Here is a 4923-nt window from a genome sequence, read left to right on the forward strand (position 1 = left end):
CATGGTCTTAATCTCCTCGAAGTTATTACTGATGCTTTAGAAGGTAATGTCTCTGTTTTCCTTTCCTCTATTACTACTAGCTAGGCAGTTACCAAAAACTTACAAAAGATAAAAAATCTTTAGAAAAATGTCTGTTTTTTCAACTCCTGCACCCATTGATATATTGTGTATGTTCTACCTCAAAACTCTGCTCTGCCATCATTTCTTTTTTAGAGGTAAACACAAAGGTGTTCCTACTACTGGGTCTGGTACAATTCGACAAGCTAATCCAAACACCTCCTGCACCATTTCTTCTGTCATGACGTCTGCTGGAGTTCCATGAGCCATAACAGCGCCATCACGTAAAGCTACTAACTGATGAGCATAACGACACGCCTGATTCAGGTCATGCAACACCATGACAATTGTCCGCCCCTCAAGTTGATTCAAATCCCACAGCAAGTCCAGTACTTCCACTTGATGAGCTAAGTCTAAGAAAGTTGTCGCCTCATCTAATAGTAATATCTGCGTATCTTGCGCTAAAGTCATGGCTATCCAAGCACGTTGCTTCTGTCCACCAGAGAGAGTGTCTACAGATCTATGGGCTAATTCGTTGAGGTCTGTAGTTGTTAGTGCTTTGTGGACTTGACGTTCATCTTCAGGTGTCCAAGATTGCAGCCAACTTTTTTGATATGGATAACGACCTTGTGCTACCAAATCTCGCACAGTCATTCCTTCTGGTGCAACTGGCCCTTGAGGAAGAATACCGAGTTGTTGTGCAACCTTAGTTGTTGATTGTCGAAAAATATCAGCACCATTGAGATATACACCACCAGTATGGGGTTTGAGTAATCTGGCTAAACCTCGTAATAGAGTAGATTTACCACAACCATTAGGGCCAACTAGAACAGTAATTTGTCCTGTGGGAATTAACAGGTTAAGACCAGATATGATGGATTTACCATCGTAAGCTAGGCTCAGATGTTGGGTTTCAAGGACTGTGTTGTCCATAAGACTTTCTGATTGGAAGCATAAGTGGTCTGAAAGTGCGTAGCTGCAAAGCGGCTTCTGCTAGCAGATGGCATCGCCGCGTAGTGTCGGCGTTGCGTTCGCCCTACAGCCCTTCTCCTAAAGGAGACGCTACGCGAACGGGCATGCTGAGGCAGGCGTTGGCAAAGCCATCGCTTTTGAATCAAACTAATAGTTGTTGGCAGGGGAATGACTAAAATCCAATTTTTCAAGCTAGTCAAAATCCCCGAGCAGAGCATTTTATGGATCATTCTTTAAAGTTAGTAATCGCCTTTTTGGATAGATATTTAAATCGTATTACGATGATATTACCAATAATATTGGGTGCTTAGTCCTGCGCTTGGTAAAGATACTCTGACATTAAATTCTCCTTTCCTACTCATCTTTGCCGTCTTTGATACAGTAAATAGATAAAATAAGGCGCTCCTAAGGCAGCAGTTAGCAAACCACATGGCAATTCTGTCGGAGAAAATAAAGTCCTACCCACAAAATCTGCTGCTGTTACCAATAATCCCCCGATTAAAGCAGCAACTGGCAATAAATTTTGATGTATTGACCCAACAAGTCTACGTGCTAAATGGGGAGCCATTAATCCAACAAAGCCAATTGTGCCAGCGATCGCCACACTTGACCCAGCCAGTGCTACACTTACTAACAATAATTTGCTCCTTTGCCATGTGACCCGGTTACCGAGTCCTTTAGCTACAGCATCACCTAGTTGCAGAGTATCCAGTTCCCGTGCCAGCAGTAAAGCCAAGGGAACGAAGATAACTAGCCAAGGTAGTAATTGCCAGACTTGCTCCCAACTTTTACCAGCGACACTACCCGCTAACCAGACCAATGCTCTAGTAACATCATTAATTTGACCAAAAGTTAGCATCAATGTAGTGAAAGCTCCCATAATTGCTGCTAATGCTACTCCCACTAAAACCAATCGCAGAGGTGATTTTTCTCCTGTCCCAGCTAGCAAGTAGATCAAACACGCTACAACAAAAGCACCACCGAAGGCAGCAAAGGGTAAATACATAGTCGGTACAGCCGGGAATAATACAATTAAGGTAACAGCTGCTAAGGCTGCACCTGCATTGACTCCGACAATGCCAGGGTCAGCTAAAGGATTACGTGTCAATCCTTGTAAAATTGCACCCGCAATTGCTAACCCCACTCCTACCAACCAAGAGATTAGCACTCTCGGTAAACGCAAAGTGACAACAACAAAAGGGGATTCTGAGTCTTGAGTTGGTAAACCAACAATAGCTTTCACTATGTCTACTGGCGGCACAGGATAATCTCCTAAACTAAGACTCATTCTCAAGACTACGAGTGTGAGTAATAGCAGTAGTAACAATGCTCTAGTTACAGGCTGGTTATTAAGTATTGAATTTTGAATTTTAAATTTTAAATTTTGAATTGTTATCATCCTCTTTTCACCCGCCAACGCACTAAATACAACAAAAAGGGCGCTCCTAACAGTGCTGTCATTACGCCAACAGGCAATTCTTGGGGTCTAATTAACCAACGGGCTGCTAGGTCTGCCCATATTAGTAAACCTGCACCAAACACGGCTGTACAAGGCAATACCCAACGATAATCAACACCCATTACTCCCCGCGCCAGATGGGGAACTACCAGACCGACAAAGCCGATAGGCCCTGCTAGTGCTACAGCACTCCCGGCTAATATAACAACGCTTGATGCTGTTGCCAACTTAATCCAACGTGTTTCCTGACCTAAGCCTGTAGCTACCGATTCTCCTAAACTGAGAACATTGATTTGTCTACTCAAGGCAAAAGCTGTTAACAGCCCTACTATCATCCAAGGCAGCACAGTCAGGAATAGATTGAAGTCTCGTCCTGCTAGAGAACCTGCTAACCAGAAGCGGACTTCTTCAAGAGTGCGTGAGCTTAAAATCAGTCCGCCTGTGGTAATTGAAGATAGCAAGGCAGTTATAACTGCACCTGCAATAGTCAGATTCAATGGTGTTGAGCCTCCATGTCCAAGTGAACCGAGGGAATAAACTGCGATCGCTGCTATTAAGGCTCCGATAAATGCTACAAGGGTAATTAAAGGTGCTGAAGATGTACCTAAACCAAAAACCACTGTCACCACTGCTAAGGCTGCACCTGCATTGATCCCCAAGATTCCTGGTGCGGCTAGGGGATTTTGGGTGAGTCCTTGCATTAACGCCCCAGCTATAGCTAAACTAGCACCGACCATACTTGCAATCAATGTACGCGGTAGGCGCATCGAGCGAATAATTATGTGTTCAGTGGAGTTATCATAATTAGTAAATGCAGTCAGTATTTTGGCAATTTGAATGTCAGCAGCACCATAAGAAATGCTAGCGAAAATACCCAACAATACTACTAAGATACCTATGCCTAAGCTCAATATGCGAATGTAGTATTTTTGCGGACGAGAAATATTTGTGTTCATGGATTCGTGACAAGAGTTAACTTCGCTTCTCTGCTTTTCCGAAATTTTAAGTATAATTATTAGTTGACAAAAGTAAGGTTATCTTATTCTCTCATGAATGACTAAAGACTCGTGCGATCAAGCTAAAAGAAATGAGGTTACGCTTTTGCACACTCTATTTGTTTACCCCTGGTTTCTTCCAGTGGGTGCAAAAAAGAAGATATAGGTGATGTTAGATAGGGTAAACGCGTCTCAAATACTATTGACAAGGGGATTTAGAGATTTTAAGCATATTGACAAAGTGAAAAAGATAGAAGTTGTAGCAGAGCGACTGCGGCTAAGTGCGATCGCATCTTGGCTAACTTCCTTTGCCATAAAGCTTCTTTGCTCAAAACTTCCAACTCACTGTCCCCTGCACTGTAAATGGATCTTCAGGATAAACAAGTTGGATAGTTCGAGGGGTGAAGTACTGAATATCGAATAGATTCTTAAAGTTGAGTGCGAGGCTAAGGTGACCTTTTTGGTAGTACACGACTGCATCACTACCTACATAACTGGGTACACCGAACGCGCTGTCCAAATCCCCCTGCCGTTTGCGTCTTGGTTGTACAAGAGGAATCTGGGGTATATATACGTCTTTAAAGAATACTTGTTAATTTGTCAAATTTTGAGAAATTAGTTGAGATGTCAGCATTGATTGTAGATGATCTGGTCGCCAGAAGCTCAACATTTGTTCGCAGACTTGTTGAGGATAAAAGTAGTGAAAAAAATGATAACCTTTGGGGCATTCCCACAGATTATCTTCCGACTTAAACTCTTTTAACCAGCCTTTTAAGGCGAGTGAATTAACAATAGGATCGTTTTTACTACCGCATACCATTATGGGCATATTAACCCCGCCTTCAGGTAACTCGATTAACTTGAAAAGAGAGTGTAAAAGAGGGGATTGTTCTAAATCTCTGGATAATATAGCCATTAGCTTTTTAGTAGTATTATGAGGTTGCTCACCAAATAGATGACGAACACAGCTTGCTAAAACTTGCTCACGACTCATAGTAAAGAATTTTCTTTGGAGATAATAGTGGATATGCCAAGTACTAGCAGGTTGAGAAGCTACAGCCAATAAGACCAACGATCGCACTTTTTGGGGATAGCGACGAGCAAAAGTTAAAGCGATCGCACCACCCGCACCATGACCTGCTAAATGTATAGGATGAGAATAGTGTGCTAAGAATTCATACATCAAATCTACAGCTTCATCTATGGAACTACCTTCATCTTTCTGGTGATGATATTCCCACTGATCCATATTCATATACTGCGATAAGTATTGTAGTAATGGTTGATCAAAACGCTGCAATACATGACTAGAACTGATCCAAACAACATCGATATCATCAGACATAAATAGTAACTGCCTAGCTAGTAGTAATAGAGGAAAGGAAAACAGAGACATTACCTTCTAAAGCATCAGTAATAACTTCGAGGAGATTAAGACCA

The 4923-nt window shown here is 42.2% G+C and carries 5 protein-coding genes; all 5 read right to left on the reverse strand.

Annotated features, from left to right (window positions below):
- Window positions 1–198 precede the first annotated feature (198 nt).
- Complete coding sequence (locus tag V7K21_RS20515) at window positions 199–990, reverse strand: ABC transporter ATP-binding protein (protein WP_335177088.1); 792 nt, start codon at window positions 988–990, stop codon at window positions 199–201.
- Between the two features lie 397 nt (window positions 991–1387).
- A complete protein-coding gene (locus tag V7K21_RS20520) occupies window positions 1388–2428 on the reverse strand; it encodes a FecCD family ABC transporter permease (RefSeq protein WP_335177089.1) in 1041 nt (346 codons plus the stop codon).
- Window positions 2425–3444 (reverse strand): FecCD family ABC transporter permease, encoded by a 1020-nt coding sequence (locus V7K21_RS20525; RefSeq protein WP_335177090.1) that lies wholly within the window; start codon window positions 3442–3444, stop codon window positions 2425–2427. The genes V7K21_RS20520 and V7K21_RS20525 overlap by 4 nt, the downstream gene beginning before the upstream one ends.
- A 231-nt stretch (window positions 3445–3675) precedes the next feature.
- Window positions 3676–3798 carry a hypothetical protein gene (locus V7K21_RS20530; protein WP_335177091.1) on the reverse strand — a complete coding sequence of 41 codons (123 nt, stop codon included), beginning with the start codon at window positions 3796–3798 and terminating at the stop codon, window positions 3676–3678.
- A gap of 277 nt (window positions 3799–4075) precedes the next feature.
- Window positions 4076–4828: an alpha/beta fold hydrolase gene (locus tag V7K21_RS20535; RefSeq protein WP_335177092.1), complete on the reverse strand. Its 753-nt coding sequence runs from the start codon at window positions 4826–4828 to the stop codon at window positions 4076–4078.
- Window positions 4829–4923 lie beyond the last annotated feature (95 nt).

This window comes from Nostoc sp. (genome assembly GCF_036919595.1).
In the GTDB taxonomy this organism is placed as follows: domain Bacteria; phylum Cyanobacteriota; class Cyanobacteriia; order Cyanobacteriales; family Nostocaceae; genus Nostoc.